This window comes from Collinsella aerofaciens ATCC 25986, from assembly GCF_964237925.1.
Lineage (GTDB): Bacteria > Actinomycetota > Coriobacteriia > Coriobacteriales > Coriobacteriaceae > Collinsella > Collinsella aerofaciens_BJ.
Genome location: NZ_CAXSKI010000001.1, coordinates 40,284 through 57,327, shown reverse-complemented (window position 1 = coordinate 57,327; position 17,044 = coordinate 40,284). Strand labels below are relative to the sequence as shown.

The 17,044-nt window shown below is 58.4% G+C and carries 15 protein-coding genes and 4 tRNA genes; 17 read left to right on the top strand and 2 right to left on the bottom strand.

Annotated elements, in window-relative coordinates:
- Positions 1 to 5 precede the first annotated feature (5 nt).
- The gene (gene proC, locus ACESWY_RS00235; RefSeq protein WP_195239556.1) at positions 6 to 776 is read left to right on the top strand and encodes a pyrroline-5-carboxylate reductase; all 771 of its coding nucleotides are present in this window, start codon (positions 6 to 8) and stop codon (positions 774 to 776) included.
- 157 nt (positions 777 to 933) lie between these two features.
- Here the strand turns inward: proC and ACESWY_RS00230 are convergent, their stop codons facing one another.
- A complete protein-coding gene (locus ACESWY_RS00230) occupies positions 934 to 1,107 on the bottom strand; it encodes a DUF6724 family protein (protein WP_006235069.1) in 174 nt (57 codons plus the stop codon).
- A 111-nt stretch (positions 1,108 to 1,218) separates the two neighbouring features.
- Here ACESWY_RS00230 and serS point away from each other — a divergent pair, with 111 nt between their 5' ends.
- The 7 genes from serS to ACESWY_RS00195 all read left to right on the top strand — a co-directional run bounded on the left by serS (position 1,219) and on the right by ACESWY_RS00195 (position 7,039).
- On the top strand, positions 1,219 to 2,502 hold the full coding sequence (gene serS, locus ACESWY_RS00225) for a serine--tRNA ligase (protein WP_373092900.1): 1,284 nt from the start codon (positions 1,219 to 1,221) through the stop codon (positions 2,500 to 2,502).
- Positions 2,503 to 2,675: 173 nt separating this feature from the next.
- Complete coding sequence (locus ACESWY_RS00220) at positions 2,676 to 3,053, top strand: hypothetical protein (protein WP_195239558.1); 378 nt, start codon at positions 2,676 to 2,678, stop codon at positions 3,051 to 3,053.
- Positions 3,054 to 3,130: 77 nt separating this feature from the next.
- Positions 3,131 to 3,207, top strand: a tRNA-Arg gene (locus ACESWY_RS00215).
- Between the two features lie 353 nt (positions 3,208 to 3,560).
- A tRNA-Arg gene (locus ACESWY_RS00210) sits at positions 3,561 to 3,637 on the top strand.
- A gap of 347 nt (positions 3,638 to 3,984) precedes the next feature.
- Positions 3,985 to 4,061 (top strand) — tRNA-Arg (locus ACESWY_RS00205).
- 353 nt (positions 4,062 to 4,414) lie between these two features.
- Entirely contained in the window at positions 4,415 to 6,856 is a 2,442-nt protein-coding gene (locus ACESWY_RS00200; RefSeq protein ID WP_373092902.1) for a tetratricopeptide repeat protein, read from the top strand.
- Between the two features lie 92 nt (positions 6,857 to 6,948).
- Positions 6,949 to 7,039, top strand: a tRNA-Ser gene (locus ACESWY_RS00195).
- A gap of 323 nt (positions 7,040 to 7,362) precedes the next feature.
- Here the strand turns inward: ACESWY_RS00195 and ACESWY_RS00190 are convergent.
- Entirely contained in the window at positions 7,363 to 8,703 is a 1,341-nt protein-coding gene (locus ACESWY_RS00190) for a D-alanyl-D-alanine carboxypeptidase family protein (protein ID WP_250786887.1), read from the bottom strand.
- Between the two features lie 197 nt (positions 8,704 to 8,900).
- On the opposite strand from ACESWY_RS00190, the gene ACESWY_RS00185 reads away from it, so the two are divergent.
- The 9 genes from ACESWY_RS00185 (at position 8,901) to ACESWY_RS00145 (ending at position 16,861) form a co-directional block, all read left to right on the top strand.
- Complete coding sequence (locus ACESWY_RS00185; RefSeq protein ID WP_250786886.1) at positions 8,901 to 9,596, top strand: response regulator transcription factor; 696 nt, start codon at positions 8,901 to 8,903, stop codon at positions 9,594 to 9,596.
- 26 nt (positions 9,597 to 9,622) lie between these two features.
- Positions 9,623 to 10,861, top strand: a complete 1,239-nt coding sequence (locus tag ACESWY_RS00180) for a sensor histidine kinase (protein WP_373092904.1) — start codon at positions 9,623 to 9,625, stop codon at positions 10,859 to 10,861.
- 103 nt (positions 10,862 to 10,964) lie between these two features.
- A complete protein-coding gene (gene pstB / locus ACESWY_RS00175) occupies positions 10,965 to 11,840 on the top strand; it encodes a phosphate ABC transporter ATP-binding protein PstB (RefSeq protein WP_215694906.1) in 876 nt (291 codons plus the stop codon).
- 64 nt (positions 11,841 to 11,904) lie between these two features.
- Complete coding sequence (locus ACESWY_RS00170; protein ID WP_089572665.1) at positions 11,905 to 12,633, top strand: response regulator transcription factor; 729 nt, start codon at positions 11,905 to 11,907, stop codon at positions 12,631 to 12,633.
- Positions 12,634 to 12,636: 3 nt separating this feature from the next.
- A complete protein-coding gene (locus ACESWY_RS00165; RefSeq protein ID WP_250786884.1) occupies positions 12,637 to 14,061 on the top strand; it encodes a sensor histidine kinase in 1,425 nt (474 codons plus the stop codon).
- 195 nt (positions 14,062 to 14,256) lie between these two features.
- Complete coding sequence (locus ACESWY_RS00160; protein WP_055309656.1) at positions 14,257 to 14,913, top strand: YveK family protein; 657 nt, start codon at positions 14,257 to 14,259, stop codon at positions 14,911 to 14,913.
- Positions 14,914 to 14,915: 2 nt separating this feature from the next.
- Positions 14,916 to 15,653, top strand: a complete 738-nt coding sequence (locus tag ACESWY_RS00155; protein WP_055309657.1) for a CpsD/CapB family tyrosine-protein kinase — start codon at positions 14,916 to 14,918, stop codon at positions 15,651 to 15,653.
- 17 nt (positions 15,654 to 15,670) lie between these two features.
- Positions 15,671 to 16,321 (top strand): tyrosine-protein phosphatase, encoded by a 651-nt coding sequence (locus tag ACESWY_RS00150; RefSeq protein WP_022094060.1) that lies wholly within the window; start codon positions 15,671 to 15,673, stop codon positions 16,319 to 16,321.
- 39 nt (positions 16,322 to 16,360) lie between these two features.
- The gene (locus ACESWY_RS00145) at positions 16,361 to 16,861 is read left to right on the top strand and encodes a GNAT family N-acetyltransferase (RefSeq protein WP_099432637.1); all 501 of its coding nucleotides are present in this window, start codon (positions 16,361 to 16,363) and stop codon (positions 16,859 to 16,861) included.
- Positions 16,862 to 17,044 lie beyond the last annotated feature (183 nt).

Here is a 17,044-nt window from a genome sequence, read left to right as displayed (position 1 = left end):
GTGATATGAAGATCGGATTTGTCGGTTTTGGCAATATGGCGAGCGCTATGGCCGATGGCTGGATTGCCGCCGGCGTGGCCGCGGGCGACATGTGCGCCTGCGCAGGCCGCTACGATGCTCTGGTTGAGCGTTGCGAGGAGCGGGGCATGGCTGCCTGCCACGATGCGACGGAGGTTGTTGCCGCGTCCGATATCGTGGTTGCGGCGGTCAAGCCGTACATGATTGAGAGGGTCTTCGCTCCACTCAAGGATGCGCTTGCCGGCAAGGCCGTCCTTTCGGTCGCCTGGACCTGGGATAGCGCCAAGTGGGAACAGGTCCTGCCAGGTGTCGCTCATATCTCGACGGTGCCCAACACGCCGGTTTCGGTGGGCGAGGGCGTTATCGCCTGCGAGAAGGCTTCCACGCTTAGCGATGAGCAGCGTGCCACGGTGCTCGATCTGCTCGGAAAGCTTGGCACGGTGGTCGAGCTCGATTCGAGCCTGCTGTTTGTGGGCGGTACCGTGGGCGGTTGCGCCCCGGCGTTTGTCGCCATGGCGATCGAGGCTCTGGGCGATGCGGCCGTCAAACACGGTATTCCGCGCGCCGATGCCTATCGCATTGTGAGCCAAATGGTGCTGGGTACGGCAAAGTTGCAGCTTGCAACTGGTCAGCATCCCGCAGCGATGAAGGATGCCGTGTGCTCGCCCGGCGGTGCTACAATCAAGGGCGTCGTCGCGCTCGAGGACGCCGGCATGCGCAGCGCCCTAGTCAAGGCCATCGACGCTACTCTCCAGTAAAACCTTCCATTTAGGGACAGGTTTATTTTGGCAGGTTTTTCCTGCGGTTTTATCTCTATAGCAAAAAGCGCCCCGCAACTGGCTCAATTCCAGTTGCGGGGCGCTTGCGTTTGCCCAGATAAAACCGACCAAAATAAGCCTGTCTCTTTTTGGCAGGTTAGTCCCAGAAGCTGTCTTCCTCATCCTCGGACTTGGGACCGCGGTCGACATACATCTTATGGGTGCGCTTCTCCATTACAAAGGCAAGAATCGCAAACAGCAGGATGCCGCCGGCGAAAAGAATGGCAAAACCGGTGCGGGTGCCAAACAAAAAGGAAAAAACTGCGTCCATTGGGTGCCTTCTTGCGTAGTTGAGTTGGGTCGTAAACGCTCATAAGTATATACTTGCCCATACATGTACAAGGTTGCAACCTAAATGGAATGTATATCGCCGGAGGATCTAATGCTTGATATCAAGTTTGTTCGCGAGAACCCCGATGCCATCGATACCGCCATGGCAAATCGCCAGACGTCTTGGGATCGCGAGAAGTTCTTTGAGCTCGACGACGAGCGCCGTGCCGTCATCACCGAGGTCGAGGAGCTCCAGGCCACGCGTAACGCCGAGTCCAAGAAGATTGGCGCCCTGATGAAGGAGGGCAAGAAGGACGAGGCCGAGGCCGCCAAGGAGGCCGTGCGCTCCGTCAACGAGAAGATCGACGGTCTGGCCGAGCGCCGTACCGCTCTCGAGCAGGAGCAGTACGACTTCATGTCTCACCTACCCAACATTCCGTGCGAGGCTACCCCGTACGGTAAGGACGAGGACGAGAACATCGAGCGTCGCCGCTGGGGCACCCCGCGCGAGTTCGACTTCGACTTTAAGCCGCACTGGGATCTGGGCACCGATCTGGACATCCTCGACTTCGAGCGTGGCAACAAGCTCTCCGGCAGCCGCTTCACCGTTCTCGGTGGCGCCGGTGCCCGCCTGGAGCGCGCTCTGATTAACTTCTTCCTGGACACGCATACGAGCCGTGGCTTCAAGGAGTGGTGGCCGCCCATCGTCGTCAAGCGTCAGACCATGTTCGGTACGGGCCAGCTGCCCAAGTTCGAGGACGACGCCTATCACGTCTCGGGCGATAACTTCCTGATCCCCACCGCCGAGGTCGTGCTTACCAACCTGCACGCCGGCGAGGTCCTCGACGCCGACACCCTGCCGCGCCGCTACACTGCCTTCACCCCCTGCTTTCGTGAGGAGGCTGGCTCCGCCGGTCGCGACACCCGCGGCATCATTCGCCAGCACGAGTTCGACAAAGTTGAGATGGTCAAGTTTGCCAAGCCGGAGGAGTCCGACGAGGAGCTCGAGAGCATGACCGCCGAGGCCGAGTACCTGCTGCAGCAGCTGGGCCTGCCGTATCGCGTGATTAGCCTGTGCACCGGCGACCTGGGCTTCTCTGCCCGTCAGACCTACGACGTCGAGGTTTGGCTGCCGAGCTACAACGCCTACAAGGAGATCAGCTCCTGCTCCAATTGCGGCGACTTCCAGGCCCGTCGTGCCAACATCAAGTATCGCGACCCCGAGAACTTCAAGGGTTCGCGCTACCTGCACACCCTTAACGGTTCCGGCCTGCCGGCTGGTCGTACCATGGCTGCTATTCTGGAGAACTACCAGAACGCCGACGGCACCATCACGATTCCCGAGGTTTTGCGTCCCTACATGGGCGGCCTCGAGAAGATCGAGCCGGTCGCGTAACTTGCCTGCATAGGGGATATGCAAGGGCGCTCCTTCGGGGGCGCCCTATTTCGTGCGCAGGTCCATACCATGCCGTGCGGACAGCTCAATAGAAAACACACGAACAACTGTTCTGTATACAGCCATCTACCTGCTATGCTTTTGCTAAATAAGAGCGAGAGAAAGGGGACGCGATGGAGCTGTTTGATGATCGGGTGGTTTTGTTTGAGAGCGACGAGGGCGGGGAGTACCTGCTTGTAACGTGTGAGCCGTCTGGCATGGGCGGCCTGGTGGTTCGGCAGACGAGTGAGGGTCCGTTGACACAATGGTGCTTTGAGGAGTCGCCGCATGTGGTCGAGACGTTTGTGGCGCACGAGGGGCTTGTGGCGCTGGAGCAATTCTATGGAGTTGGGACTTCCAACCAGGTCGCGCGCATGCTGAGTATCTCGTTTGCCGATTATGATTGTGCCCAGCGGGTGAGATCGCTCCTGAGGGAACTTGATGCCAAGTTCGACGTGATCGAAAAGCCAATCGATCGTACGGGGAACAGCGGTATATGCGGAGCAGCATGACAAAACTGCGTTTCACAAAAAAGTTTGAGATTGAGCTTGACTCCAATAAGCTAAAGTGGTTTTATATGTCTTGCGCTGCGGCGTTACCTCAGCTGGATAGAGGGTCTGACTACGAATCAGAACGTCATAGGTTCGAATCCTATACGCCGCACCAATCGAACTTGAAGCCTCCGGCAACGGGGGCTTTTCTTTTACGCCGGCACCGCATGGATTCGAACCTCGGTCGAGGCGCGGGCGTCAAAAAACGCGGAGCGTTTTCAGCCCGCGGGCGAGTCCGCCGGCAGGCGGGCGAAGCCGGTGCGGATCCGCGAAGCGGATGCGCGGAATCCTATACGCCGCACCAATTGAAATCGAAAGCCTCCGGCAACGGGGGCTTTTCTTTTACGCCGGCACCGCACGGATTCGAACCTCGGTCGAGGTGCGAGCATCTTAATCATCACTTCGTAAAATTTTTCCAAATTGTCGCTTGACCCATCGAGGGGTCACGTGCATAATAATCCGTGCGTTGCGGCGTTACCTCAGCTGGATAGAGGGTCTGACTACGAATCAGAACGTCATAGGTTCGAATCCTATACGCCGCACCAATTGAGTTTTAAGCCTCCGGAAACGGGGGCTTTTCCTTTACGGGGGCATTGCGGAGATTCGAACCTCGTTCGAGGCGCGAGCGTCAAGAAAACGCGGAGCGTTTTTAGCGAGCGGGCGAGTCCGCCGGCAGGCGGGCGAAGCCGGTGCGGATCCGCGCAGCGGATGCGCGGAATCCTATACGCCGCACCAATTGATTTTAAAGCTCCCGGCAACGGGAGCTTTTCTTATATCGCGATGCGTCGAAGATCGCATCAAGTGGTCTAAATGAGTAAAAATCAAATTCGATAACTTTTTTCGAAAAATGCTTGACCTTTATTCAGTCGATGTGCATAATAATCAACAAGTCGCGGCGTTACCTCAGCTGGATAGAGGGTCTGACTACGAATCAGAACGTCATAGGTTCGAATCCTATACGCCGCACCATTTGAGATTAAAGCTCCCGGCAACGGGGGCTTTTCTTTTACGTAAGCACTGCATGGATTCGAACCTCGGTCGAGGCGCGGGCGTGAAGAAAACGCGGAGCGTTTTTAGCCCGCGGGCGAGCGCGCCGGCAGGCGGGCGAAGCCGGTGCGGATCCGCGCAGCGGATGCGCGGAATCCTATACGCCGCACCATTTGAGATTAAAGCTCCCGGCAACGGGGGCTTTTCTTTTGCACCAGCTTGAGTGCTTTCGTCCAAAGGGACGATTTCCTGTCGACTCGTGTAAGATTCCGAGTAGGTGTCGCGGCCCATCCGCGACCACTCTTTCTCTCAACGACCGATCAGGGTGATATTTCGTGGCAGAGCGTCCGACATACAAGCTCAGGTTTCTCGATCCCAAGAAGCGCTTTCCGGCGATGCCCGAGCAGCCTGCGGGACGCTCATATGGCGTGGTCTGGAAACTCTTTGGCGAGGATCAGCATGAATCTTGTTATGTCGTCGAGTTCGTTGGCAAAAGTCATGTGTCGCTTTTGGGCTACGTAAGCGTTTCGGGTGAGGTGTACAAGGTGGACCGCCCCGTCAGCGAGGCTCCGCTGCCCAACGATCCCGACATGGAACTGGTCCTTGACGAGTCGGATTCCAGTATTGGTGAGATTATGGTAAGGGAAGCCAACGGTGCAATGCGCGCGTGTGCGCAAACTGCCGGCTCTCCCGAAGGCCCCATGCGCGAGCAGTCCGACCACGAGACATGGAATTCGACCCGCGCCCTTCCTTACGGCGAGTTCATGGCCTCGATGTTCTTGCGCTACGTGATATTTGCCAACTCCGAAAGCGCTATTGTGAACACGGCGGACGCCGGCGGACTCGACGAGGGTATGCAAAACGTAGTCGACAAGATCAAGCTCGTAAAGTTGCCCGAGCCGGTCGAGGTGTTTTTGGGCTTTAACACGGCACCGCTCCCCGATGCTATCGAGACGCTGCTTTACCGCGTTGACCATGCCGAGAATCCGAGCGGTATCGAGCGCTATGCCGCCGCCCTTATGAGCGAAATTGACTTGCCCCGCCTGCGCACCATCGCTGCCAAGTCCGAGATGAGCCTGGCTCGCATTGATCGCTCAAAGATTTTCTATCTCAATTTTGATCGTAGCCTGCTGGACCAGGACGAGATTGACATGCTGCTTGCCGTCGAGTGCCGTCTCAACCGCCTCTCCGGCATCCTTGAGCGCATCGGGGCCGGATTGGTCCCTACGGCATCCTCGCCGAGCCTTGAGGGCTGCGCGCTCTTTGATGCGTGGCATATCGCCAAGACGACCAACGATGTTCCCCGACTGCTCGATACGGCTTCGAGCGATAACCCGTGGGGCAAGCCGGGTACGGTGGCTTGCCAGCCGGGCGGCGAGTGGGACGTGCGCACCCGTTTTGCGCGAATCGTTGAGGCGCTCAACGTGGTCACGCGGCTCGACTATACCTATCGGGCAAACGTTGCCGAGGGGATTATGCTCGTTCGGTTTGGGCAGTCTGTCGTTGATGCCATGCCGCAACGTGAATACGACGCTCAGGATGACGCCTGGCGCGAGCTGGACGAGGACACGCGCGCGATCTGGGCCGCGGAGCACGATGCGCGCGTGGCACTCACGCTTGCGGCAGCGTGTTTTGCCGCGGGCACCTGCATCACGCGCTGCTGTGTGCAGATTGCTGCTCCCGACAGTGAACAGGGCGAGCGCGTTGTCACAACGTATTTCTTTGGGCGCGCGGCCTATCTGGCCGATTGCGTGTCTGTCGCCAAGGATCTTGAGAGCATGGACATGGACGATATGCCGTGCAAGCGTGTGCTTGAGGCGTATGAGTCAACCGCTCCGGAGACGATTGAGCCTGCGGAGGTTCATGCTCGTCCGCGTGATGACCATCGCACGCTGCCGCCGGCGCTGCGCGATCTGCTACTTGCCGATACGGCTGACGAGTTGGAGGTCATGGAAGAGGACGACGACCCATACGTGGCCCGTGTTGTTGAATTGCGCGAGCAGGTAAAAGTCGACCGTACAGGTGCTTTTGAAGGCTTTTCCCGTCTTGTCGAGGAGTTGGAGGCTAAGTGCACTGTCGCCGAGCTTTTGGCGACAGGTCCGGTTCAAACGCAGTTTTGCGATAACCAGCTGGTGCGCATGGTGCTACCGGTGTTGGAAGAAGACCGCTCTGTGCGGATCCTTCGTGCGCCCGATGCACTGTACTTTGCCCAGCACGAGATCTGCAGTTTTTACGCCGAGCAAGAGGACTTTGAACGAGCGCTGCCCGAGGTGCGCCATCTTTACGATCTGGCGCGTTCGTCCATGCAATCGCACTTTGCGCTCATCAACGTGCTTGCGCGTCTGGAGCGCTTTGACGAGATTATCGAGGTGGCGCGCCACGGCCTACGTATTGCCAGCGATCGTTCTGCAATCGGCTACCTGTTCTATCGCTTGGCGTTTGCCTATTGGAATTGCGATCAGCTCGACCTGGCGCTGGCTTGTTACCGTCTGGTGCCGCGCGGCGAGGAGTCGGGCAGCAGCGCGCTGGAAGAAATGCAGGGCCTTATGAACGAGATGGGCGTCAGCGAGCCTCCGACGTTCGAGGAGGCGGTCGAGACCATCCGCAAGGCTGGACTTGAGCTGCCGCCAGTGTCCGCCGTGACGAATCAGCTGGCAGATGCCGCTGTGCAACTGGTCGACAACGGCTTCTTTTTCCTGGCGCGCGGTTGCATCTTCCAAATGTGGCGTACCATGGGTAACGACGAGCTCGGCTCCCTCAACCGCTCGCTGGGGTAGGTGAAGCTTCCAAGGAGGAAAGGATGCTAGGCAATTAGAAAATTTCCTCTTGCCCATCCTTGGCTGTTTGGTTACTATAGAACGGCTGTTACGGAGAGCTGACCGAGAGGCCGAAGGTGCTCGCCTGCTAAGCGAGTATGCCCCAAAAGGGCATCTGGGGTTCGAATCCCCAGCTCTCCGCCAGTTTAACTTTAAAGAAGGGTCCCATCGGGGGCCCTTTTTTATTATCGAGAAAGGGCGCTGGGGATTCGAACCCGAGAGGGCACGGGCGTTAAGCAAACGCGAAAGCGTTTGTAGCCCGTGGGCGAAAAGCCGCCAGGCTTTGAAGCCGGAGGGCATGCGTAGCATGCCCGGACATCCCCAGCTCTCCGCCAGTATGACATGAAAGAAGGGTCCCATTTGGGGCCCTTTTTTAATTAGAAGAATGTTAACTGGGGATTCGAACCCTCAAAAAAAGAGGCATCCTTTCGGACGCTTCCTTTCAGTGGGCTGATTATTCTTGCGCTCTACATCTCAGGAGCCTTGGCGACGGTCTCGCTCTCTGCCGCAAGTGGGCGGTTGTCGATGCGGCGGCCCAGGCGGTCGAGCTTCACAAGGAGCCATTCAATGGGATTCGGCCCTGTGCCTTCCTCGTCGGCAACCAGGTCCATGACGGCGACCTTGGTGCCGTCCTGCTTGAGCGTAACGCTGCCCACCTTGTCGCCCACATGCACCGTGCCCGAAAGATCGTCGTAGCTAACCTTTTCGGTCACCTCGCCGGCAAGGGAAAACACGGTCGCTTGCGCCGTGGGATCGGCGAGCGTGGCGTCGATTGTCTTATCCGTCCAATCTGTCTGGCTAATGCGTGCCATAAGCGGGTTGCCGTTGGCGGTCTTTTCCTGCGTGTTGGCGATTGCGACCGTCACCTTGTGACCGTAGTACCAATTGGCAAGGGTTGCGGTATCGGTAAAGCGCTGGTCGGTGGTGGTGGAGTTCAAAACGATGGTGTAGATCTCGTCGCCATCGCGGTTGTAGGCACCCGTAAAGCAATAGCCTGCATCATCGGTGGTGCCGGTCTTGCCACCGATGTTGCCATCTTGGCCCAGCAAATAGTTATGCGTGTCCATGGAATGCGAATGGTCGGTGCCGTCGGCGCCCGTGACCTCGATCCAGGAATCCTCGCTCGCTACGACCTCGCGGATCGTGTCGTTTTTCATGGCCTCCTGCATCATCAGCGCTACGTCGTGTGCGGTTGAGTGCATATCGCCAGCCCACTCATCAAAGTCCAGACCATGCGGGTTTTCAAAAAGCGTACCGGTGCAGCCGAGCTTCTTAGCGCGCTCGTTCATGGCCTTCACAAATGTGGCCTCGGCGTCTTTGGTCTTAGGGTCGATCTTCTTGCCCACATATTCGGCGAGCACGATGGCGGCGTCGTTGCCCGAGGGAATCATCAGGCCGCGCAGCGCCTGCTCCACGGTAAGCTTGTCGCCTTCGAGCAAGCCGGCGGTCGAATTGCCCACGGTGGCTGCGGCGTTGCTCACCGTGACCTTCTCGTCCATCTTGCAATTCTCGACGGTTAGGATTGCGGTCATGACCTTGGTGATTGAGGCAATCTTGACCTGCTCATCGGCGTCGCGGGCATAGTAGACGGTGCCGTCTTTGCCCATGACGAGGGCATTGGTCGCATCGATATCGGGCAGGTTTTCGGCCGTGATACCGCGCACATCGGCGGTTTTGCCGCAAACATTGTCGGTCGTGAGCACTTGGGCGCCGGCGACGGTGGGCACGCCAGCGGCAAGGGCGATAGCGCAGACAAAGCCGGCGGCAAGCTGGGCTGAGCGCTTTGCAAAAGGGGTGAGGGACTTCACGGATTTCGCTTTCGACGGGATGGTCTCTTCTGGAACTAGAGTATATCGTTTGCCGGCGTCGGCGATCATCGCGTGCGTGCGTGGCCCACATCCGCACCCGAACGGGCACAAGGGTGCTTAAGGCCGACTTAATCACCCACGCTTGTTGTGTGTGGCGTGCGTCGCCTCGGGCATAATGGAGCGCGAGAGGAGCACGCATGAACGAGCGCATACTGGTAGTTGATGACGAGAAGGCCATCGCCGACTTGGTTGGTATCTACCTTACAAAAGAGGGCTTTGATGTCCAGATTGCCTATAGCGGGGCCGATGCTGCCAAGGCAATCTTGGAGCAGGAGTTCGATTTGGCGCTGCTGGATGTCATGCTGCCCGATATCGATGGATTTGAGCTGCTGCGTACGATCCGTTCCAGCCATACCTATCCTGTGATCATGCTGACGGCGCGCGATGCCCAGCAAGACAAGATCGAGGGCCTTTCGCTTGGTGCGGACGATTACGTGGTTAAGCCGTTCCGCCCGCTGGAGCTCATCGCGCGTGTGCACGCTCAGCTTCGCCGCTACACCAGCTACGGTAGCCGTGCGCAGGCGGCCGAGTCGCCGACCATTCAGCTCGACGGCTTGGAGATCAACCGCGATGCTCGTTCCGTAACGGTGGACGGTGCACCGGTACGCCTCACACCCACCGAGTATTCAATCTTGCTGTATCTGGTCGAGCATCGCGGCAGCGTGGTGGCCGTGGAGGACCTGTTCCGCGCGGTATGGAACGAGGACTTTATGCCCGGCTCCAACAATACGGTGATGGTGCACATTCGCCACTTGCGCGAAAAGATCGGCGACGACGCACAAAAGCCGCGCTTTATCAAAAACGTCTGGGGCGTCGGCTACATCATCGAATAACGCTTTTCGCTTGTGAGGATCTTGATATGACAAAAGACGATAGGCAAGCGTTCGAGGTGCCCGATCGACTCTTTGAATACGTGAGGTCAGTCGTCGACAACCGCGCACTTGCAACGGTGCTGCTCTTTTTGTTGACCTTGCTGCTGATTGGCATTGATAACATCGCTGGAATCTTGGCGGTGCTGCTTGTCGGCTTTTTGCTGATCGATCGATTTGAGATCGTGCGCCGCTGCGTGGTGATTGGCGGCGCCGCGTGGGCCATGATGTTGGCGATCGGCGCCATGGCGCTCGGCGGCTTCGAAGGGCCGGTGCTGTTCGATGCCGGCTTTGTATTCAACATGCTTGGCTTTGTGCTGGCACTTGCCGTGTGCGTGCTGTTCTTGTGCGGCCGCGCCCTGTACTACCAGGGCTACGAGCAGGGCGAGCAGCATGCCGATTGTGTGCTGGCCGCTCGTATTCAAGATCGCCTGATCGATCACCCCGACACCTGGGATAACATCGACGGCGACTTCTTGGAGGTCGAGGGCGCCCTTAACCGCGTGCGTGACCGTGAGCGCAAGGTGCAGCAAGCTCTGCGTGACGAGTCGCATCGCAAGGACGATCTGGTCACGTACTTGGCACATGACCTACGCACCCCGCTTGCCAGTGTGGTGGGCTATCTTTCGCTGCTGCAAGAGGCTCCCGAGCTGCCGGTTGAGCAACGTGCGCACTTTACGGGCGTGGCGCTCGACAAGGCGCACCGGCTCGATGCGCTCATCGAAGAGTTCTTCGATATCACGCGCTTTGACTTCCACGATATCGTGCTCACGCGCGGCTATGTTGATCTGGGGTTGCTGCTGGCTCAGGTGGCTGACGAGTTCTATCCCATCCTCAACGAGCAGCATAAGGAAGTCCAAGTTGATATTCGCGAGGACCTGACGGTGCTCGTGGATGGCGACAAAATGGCTCGCGTGTTCAACAACATCATGAAAAACGCTATTGCCTATAGCTATGAGGGCTCGACCATCACGATCGAGGCCAGACGCCGGGACGGCGGTGGCGTGCGCGTGCGCTTTATCAATCAGGGCGATCCCATCCCTGAGGCAAAGCTCAAGGTGATCTTTGAGAAGTTCTATCGCCTGGATGCGGCGCGTGCGACCAATCGCGGCGGCGCTGGACTGGGGCTTGCCATCGCCAAGGAGATCGTATGCGCGCACGGCGGTACCGTTGCATGTGAATCGACGCCCGAACACACGATATTCACCATCGAGCTGCCCGCCGCATAGCCAGTGTGCCCTTACAAACACTTGACAATGCGCTCACGTGCATATGAGCCGCGATTCCTACTATCGATACTGCTGAATTGATATCGATGTGGAGGTATGCGGTATGACGGCTGCTGCGGCTGTGGAGCCCACGGAGCTTGAAGAACTCATGAAAGCGCAGGCCGAGGCCGCGCGCGAGCGCGAGGTTGGGGATGCGACTCGCCCCACGGCAGAGGATCTTGCCGCCTCGCCGACGCGTATCGATGTCGAGGGCCTCGACCTGTTCTATGGCGACCACCATGCGCTCAAGGACGTGAATATCAAGATCCGCGACAAGCAGATCACCTCGTTCATCGGGCCTTCGGGCTGCGGAAAGTCCACGTTGCTGCGCTGCTTTAACCGCATGAACGACGGCATCAAGGATTGCCGCATCGAGGGCAAGATTGCGCTCGATGGTCAAGATATCCTGGGCGACTACGACATCTGCCGCCTTCGCCAGCGCGTGGGCATGGTGTTCCAGCGCCCCAACCCGTTTCCCATGAGCATCTACGACAACGTCGCGTATGGTCCGCGCGGTATGGGTGTGCGCGATCGCGCTGCGCTGGATGAGCTGGTCGAGGACTCCCTTCGTCGCGCTGCGCTATGGGATGAGGTCAAGGACAAGCTCAAAGAGTCGGGTCTGGGCCTTTCGGGCGGCCAGCAGCAGCGTCTGTGCATCGCCCGCGCACTTGCCGTGCAGCCCGACATTCTGCTGATGGACGAGCCGACCTCGGCACTCGACCCTGTGTCGACGCTGGTGGTGGAGCAGCTGGCCTGCGAGCTCAAAGAGACCTGCACGCTCGTGGTCGTTACGCACAATATGCAGCAGGCGGCGCGTATCTCCGATTCGGTCGCATTCTTTTTGCTGGGTGAGCTGGTGGAGCACGCGCCCACCGCGCAACTCTTCAAGAATCCGACCGATCCGCGCACGGCGGATTATTTGACGGGACGTTTTGGCTGATACCATCTAGTAAAGGTACCTTTAGGGTTAAGATGCGGTCATGCCGGCCGCAAAGGGGTTCAACATGATCTATTACGTCGAGGACGATGACAACATCAGGGATTTGACGGTCTATGCACTGCGCAAGCAGGGGATTGAGGCCGAAGGCTTTTCGTGCGACGGTGAGTTTAAGGCTGCCGTGGCGCGACGGGTACCCGATGCCGTCCTGCTCGACATCATGCTGCCCGATACCGATGGCTTGGCGATTATGCGTCGACTGCGTGCCGATCGCCTGACGGCGACGGTGCCCATCATGATGCTTACCGCCAAGGATACCGAGCTCGACAAGGTGATGGCGCTCGATGGCGGTGCCGACGATTACCTGACTAAGCCGTTTTCGCTCATGGAGCTTGCGAGCCGCTGCCGCGCACTGCTGCGTCGCGGCGGCATGGTCAAGCAGGCGAGCGATGTGCTCAGCGTGGGCGACATCGTGCTCTCGCCCAGCCATCGCGAGGTGACCGTTGCCGGCGAGCCGCTTAAGCTCACCCTGCGCGAGTTCGACCTGCTCGAGTACCTCATGCGCAAGCCCGGCGTGGTCTTTACCCGCGAGTCGTTGCTGCAGAGCGTGTGGGGCTGGGACTTCGACGGCGGTTCGCGCACCGTTGACGTGCACGTGCAGACGCTTCGCCAAAAACTGGGCGAGCATGCCAGCGCCATCGAGACCGTGCGCGGCGTGGGCTACCGCTTGGCCGAGCCTTCTGCCGGTGATGGTGCCGAAGGTGACGACACCGCGGCCACCGCATCGGAGGAGTAACCCGTGGTCTTCGCCCCCCAGGGAAAACATACGCTGTCGCACCGCGTTTTTGTGACGATCTTTGTCTGCGCCATGGCGGTTATCGTGGCGTTTACGGTGCTGGGTGCGTTCTTTGTGCAAAACACCTTGGCGGATGCCACGAGTACCAATCTGGCGCAGGAAACCGAGCTCATTGCTGCCGCTCTCGACGAACAGCAGGAGCCCATCCCGTTCTTGCGTAGCCTTGATCGCGAGGACTTGCGAATCACGCTGATTAACAAGGATGGATCGGTTGCCTACGACAACGAGGCGTCGCCTTCCACACTGCCCAACCATGGCGATCGCCCCGAGGTCATCGAGGCCTTTGAGAGTGGTTTGGGTTCCGCGGAGCGCGCAAGCTCTACGCTCGACGAGATTATGCTGTATCGCGCCGTCGCCCTTGATAACGGCCAGGTTGTCCGCTTGGCGCAGGCCCAGCCTGGCGTTACGGCGATTTTGCTGTCGATGGTGGCGCCGATGCTGCTTATCGCAGCAGCGGGTGCGGTACTCTCGTTTTTTATGGCGCGCCGCGAGTCCCGTGCCATCATCGCGCCGTTGCAAGAGGTGGATTTGGACCACCCACGCCGTAGCTATGAGCACGCCTATGCCGAGATGGTCCCCATGCTTGAGCGTATCGAGTCGCAGCGCCAGGAACTCAAGCGCCAAATGGCGGTGCTAGCGGACAACGACCGTATGCGCCGCGAGTTCACGGCGAATATCACCCATGAGCTCAAGACGCCGCTTACGGCGATTTCGGGCTATGCCGAGCTCATCGCAAACGGCATGGTCGAGGGCGAGGGCGACCTGCGCAACTTTGGCGGTCGCATCTATCGTGAGGCGGGCCGCTTGGCAGCGCTTGTCAACGATATCCTTACGCTGTCTAACTTGGACGAGGCCGAGCGTGCAACTGAGGGCGAGGCGGTGCCCATTGGTTCCACGGAGCCTATTGAGCTCTCGCGTGCCATCTACGCGGTTGAGCAGCGTCTTGAACAGGTCGCCCGTCAGGCGAATGTGACGATAAGTCATGAGACCAAGCCTGTGGTCATCGAAGGCGTGTCGCGCTTGATTGACGAGCTCATCTATAATCTGGCGAGCAACGCCATCCGCTACAATCGACCCGGCGGTGCGGTTACGCTGCAGTGCGGCACCAACGACGAAGGCCATCCGTTCCTTGCGGTCGCCGACACGGGAATCGGTATCGCGCCTGAAGAACAGGGCAAGGTATTTGAGCGGTTCTATCGCGTGGACAAGAGTAGGTCCAAGGCGCGCGGCGGAACCGGTCTGGGGCTTGCAATTGTCAAGCATGCGGCCCTGTATCATCACGCCACGCTCGATCTGTCGAGCGAGTTGGGCGTGGGAACCACCATTACGGTGACGTTTCCCATACGGCAGGACGAGCCATTCGCATAGCGATACAACATAGATATTGATGCAGACGCCGCATTTGACTTTCGGGTGCGGCGTTGTTGTGCAATTTTACGATTGCTTCCGACATTTTTACAGGAGAGCCTGTTTCTTATGTATAGAGTTTGGTCTCGGTAAAAAGATGCGATAACATACGGACAGTTTTGTCAATCCGAACTGGGGAAATGAAAGGCAAGCTGCATGACCCTTCTCGAACTGTTCCAGCTGCTGAAGAAGCACCTTCAGCTGGTCATCACCCTTCCGGTGGTCTGCGCGATCGCCATGGGCATCGTGTCCTTCGTTGCGATGGACAACACCTATACCGCGACGACGAGCATGTACATTCTCGCCAAGACCGACGATAGCGGTCAGATGAGCTACAACGATCTCTCGGCGAGTCAGATGCTTTCCAACGATATCGCCACGCTGCTGGATAGCGATAGCGTTAAGAGCGGCGCAGCCAATGAACTGGGCCTCACCGATCTGGATGACTACAAGGTGTCTGTTTCCTCCGAGACCACCACGCGTGTCATTACGCTTTCGGTTACCGGCACCGATGCCAAGGAGACGGCTAAGGTCGCAAAGGCCATGGCCAGCTCGGTGAGTACGGTCGCTCAGAACGTCGGCGCTGCCCAGAGCATCAACGTTATCGACGAGGCTAAGACCCCCGAAGCCCCCAGCGGCCCCAAGCGCACGCTGTATATTGCCGTCGCGTTCCTCGCCGGTATCTTTATCGCAGTCGCCTATGTCGTTTTGGCAGACATGCTCAATACCCGCATCCGCGGTGCCGAAGAGGCAGAAGAGCTCCTGGGCATTCCCGTTGTTGGCCGAATTCCGGCTATGAAAGGTGGTAAATAGGCATGGCTAAGGCAAAGAACACCGACAAGCTCGTTGTACAGAATGCCGCCAAGACCCTTCTGGCCAACATCCGCTTTGCGAGCGTGGACGACCCCATCCGCACCATCACCGTTACCTCCTCGATTCCCAACGAGGGCAAGTCTACGGTTTCCATTAACCTTGCTCAGGCAATCGCCACGAGCGGCAAGTCCGTGCTTCTGGTCGAGGCCGATATGCGCCGCAGGTCCCTTTCCGATATGCTCGGCGTTCGTTCGCGCGGCGGACTCTATGCGGTCCTTTCCGAGCAGATCTCCATTGACCAGGCAATTGTCGAGACGGGTCAGAAGAACTTCTACTTCCTCGATGCCGAGCCGCATATTCCCAATCCTGCCGACATCATCGTCTCTCACCGCTTTGCCAAGCTGGTAAAGGCGCTGTCCGCCAAGTTCCAGTACGTCATCTTTGATGCTCCCCCGGTCGGCACCTTCATCGATGCTGCCGAGATTGCCAGCCTGACCGACGGCACGCTGTTCGTGGTGCGTGAGGATTTCACCAAGCGCGAGGAGGCGCTCAACGCCATCGGTCAGCTTAAAAAGTCCGAGAAGGTCAAGCTCATCGGTACCGTTATGAACTACTGCGAGACCGAGACCAGCGAGTACTACTACTCCTACTACACCAAGGACGGTAAGAAGGTGAAGAAGGGCTCCGACGATCAGGGGACTTCCAAAAAGGGCATCTTCACCAACCGAGCAAACGTTTAGTTGATTAAGGCTGACCTATGCGTGACATTCATTGCCATATCTTGCCGGGTGTAGACGACGGCGCCGCCGATCTCGATGAGAGCTTGGCGATGCTCGAGGCTGCCAAGCGGGCTGGTGTAACCAGAATTGTTTGCACTCCTCACTGCCGTGATCCCTATTTTGATTACGACAAGATGTGGGATGCCTTTGAGCTGCTGCGCGATAACGCTGACGGTTTTCCGCTCCAGATGGGCTTCGAGGTCAACCATCGAAAGCTCGTTGAGCTTGGTATCGATGCCGCGGAGCACTTGCATTTCGATGGGACCAACGAGTTTCTGCTCGAGCTTTCGACGCATGCCGATGCGTATGCGTTTAGAGAGTACGAGAACACGATTTACGATTTGCAGTGCCGTGGCTACCAGGTGATCATCGCTCATCCTGAGCGCTATCGTGCGGTTCAAAAGGATGTAAGCGTGGCGGAGCGCCTGGTCGATATGGGCTGCAAGCTGCAGGCTTCGGCAGACTTTATTGCCGGCGGTCGCTTTGGTCGCGAGAAAAAGCCGGCACAGCGCCTGTTCGATCAGAACCTGTACAGCTTCATCGCGAGCGATGCCCATAACGTGGGTCATTACGATTGCCTGGCGAAGGCTCGCGCGAAGTTTAGCGTGCGCGGAGCTCATTTTCGCTAAAATCTGTCCCTAACGTTCGCATTGAATGAAAGGGCAGCCATGGATATCCAACTTAAGACGGGATGCTTTGATGACGCGGCGTTGGTGCGCCGCGTCATTTTTATGGACGAGCAGGGCTACGAGAATGAGTTCGACGCTATCGACGAGGATCCGAACTGCATTCATGTGACGCTCTATGTAGACGGCGAGCTTGCCGGTTGCTCGCGCGTGTTTCCCGAAGAGCTTGAGCGCGCGGCTGACGCAGAGGCTCCGGTGTCGCCGGCGTGCGACTTGGACGAAGGTGTCGCGGCGGGGGAGACCTACATTATGGGGCGCGTGGCCGTGCTGCCGAGCATGCGCCGTCGCGGTTTGGCGAGCAAGATTGTCGAGGCCAGTGATACGTGCGCGCGTGATGCCGGCGCCAAGCTCATTAAGCTGCATGCTCAGGAATACGTGCTGCCGCTCTATGCCAAGGCGGGCTACACGCAGATTGCCCCGGTGGACTACGAAGACGAGGGCCAGCCTCATGCCTGGATGGCCAAGCGCGTAGATGGCAGATAGGAACGTTCCTTTCCTGCCGGCAGTTTGGGACACTCCTTGGCAATTGGCGCATCAGAGCGCTCGGACATACAGTTTTTCGATTCCGTATGTATATATGCGCGTTAATGGGTTATAAAATCTAAGTCTGAACATAGCAGGTCTGCGATGCGGCTCGGGCGACCGAGCCGTTTTTGCGGACAGGGG

What these genes read in the sequence shown, in the direction of transcription:
- proC (WP_195239556.1), top strand. Translation starts at nt 6, where the DNA reads ATGAAGATCGGATTTGTCGGTTTTGGCAATATGGCGAGCGCTATGGCC.
- ACESWY_RS00230 (WP_006235069.1), bottom strand. Translation starts at nt 1,107, where the DNA reads ATGGACGCAGTTTTTTCCTTTTTGTTTGGCACCCGCACCGGTTTTGCC.
- serS (WP_373092900.1), top strand. Translation starts at nt 1,219, where the DNA reads ATGCTTGATATCAAGTTTGTTCGCGAGAACCCCGATGCCATCGATACC.
- ACESWY_RS00220 (WP_195239558.1), top strand. Translation starts at nt 2,676, where the DNA reads ATGGAGCTGTTTGATGATCGGGTGGTTTTGTTTGAGAGCGACGAGGGC.
- ACESWY_RS00185 (WP_250786886.1), top strand. Translation starts at nt 8,901, where the DNA reads ATGAACGAGCGCATACTGGTAGTTGATGACGAGAAGGCCATCGCCGAC.
- ACESWY_RS00180 (WP_373092904.1), top strand. Translation starts at nt 9,623, where the DNA reads ATGACAAAAGACGATAGGCAAGCGTTCGAGGTGCCCGATCGACTCTTT.
- pstB (WP_215694906.1), top strand. Translation starts at nt 10,965, where the DNA reads ATGACGGCTGCTGCGGCTGTGGAGCCCACGGAGCTTGAAGAACTCATG.
- ACESWY_RS00170 (WP_089572665.1), top strand. Translation starts at nt 11,905, where the DNA reads ATGATCTATTACGTCGAGGACGATGACAACATCAGGGATTTGACGGTC.
- ACESWY_RS00160 (WP_055309656.1), top strand. Translation starts at nt 14,257, where the DNA reads ATGACCCTTCTCGAACTGTTCCAGCTGCTGAAGAAGCACCTTCAGCTG.
- ACESWY_RS00155 (WP_055309657.1), top strand. Translation starts at nt 14,916, where the DNA reads ATGGCTAAGGCAAAGAACACCGACAAGCTCGTTGTACAGAATGCCGCC.
- ACESWY_RS00150 (WP_022094060.1), top strand. Translation starts at nt 15,671, where the DNA reads ATGCGTGACATTCATTGCCATATCTTGCCGGGTGTAGACGACGGCGCC.
- ACESWY_RS00145 (WP_099432637.1), top strand. Translation starts at nt 16,361, where the DNA reads ATGGATATCCAACTTAAGACGGGATGCTTTGATGACGCGGCGTTGGTG.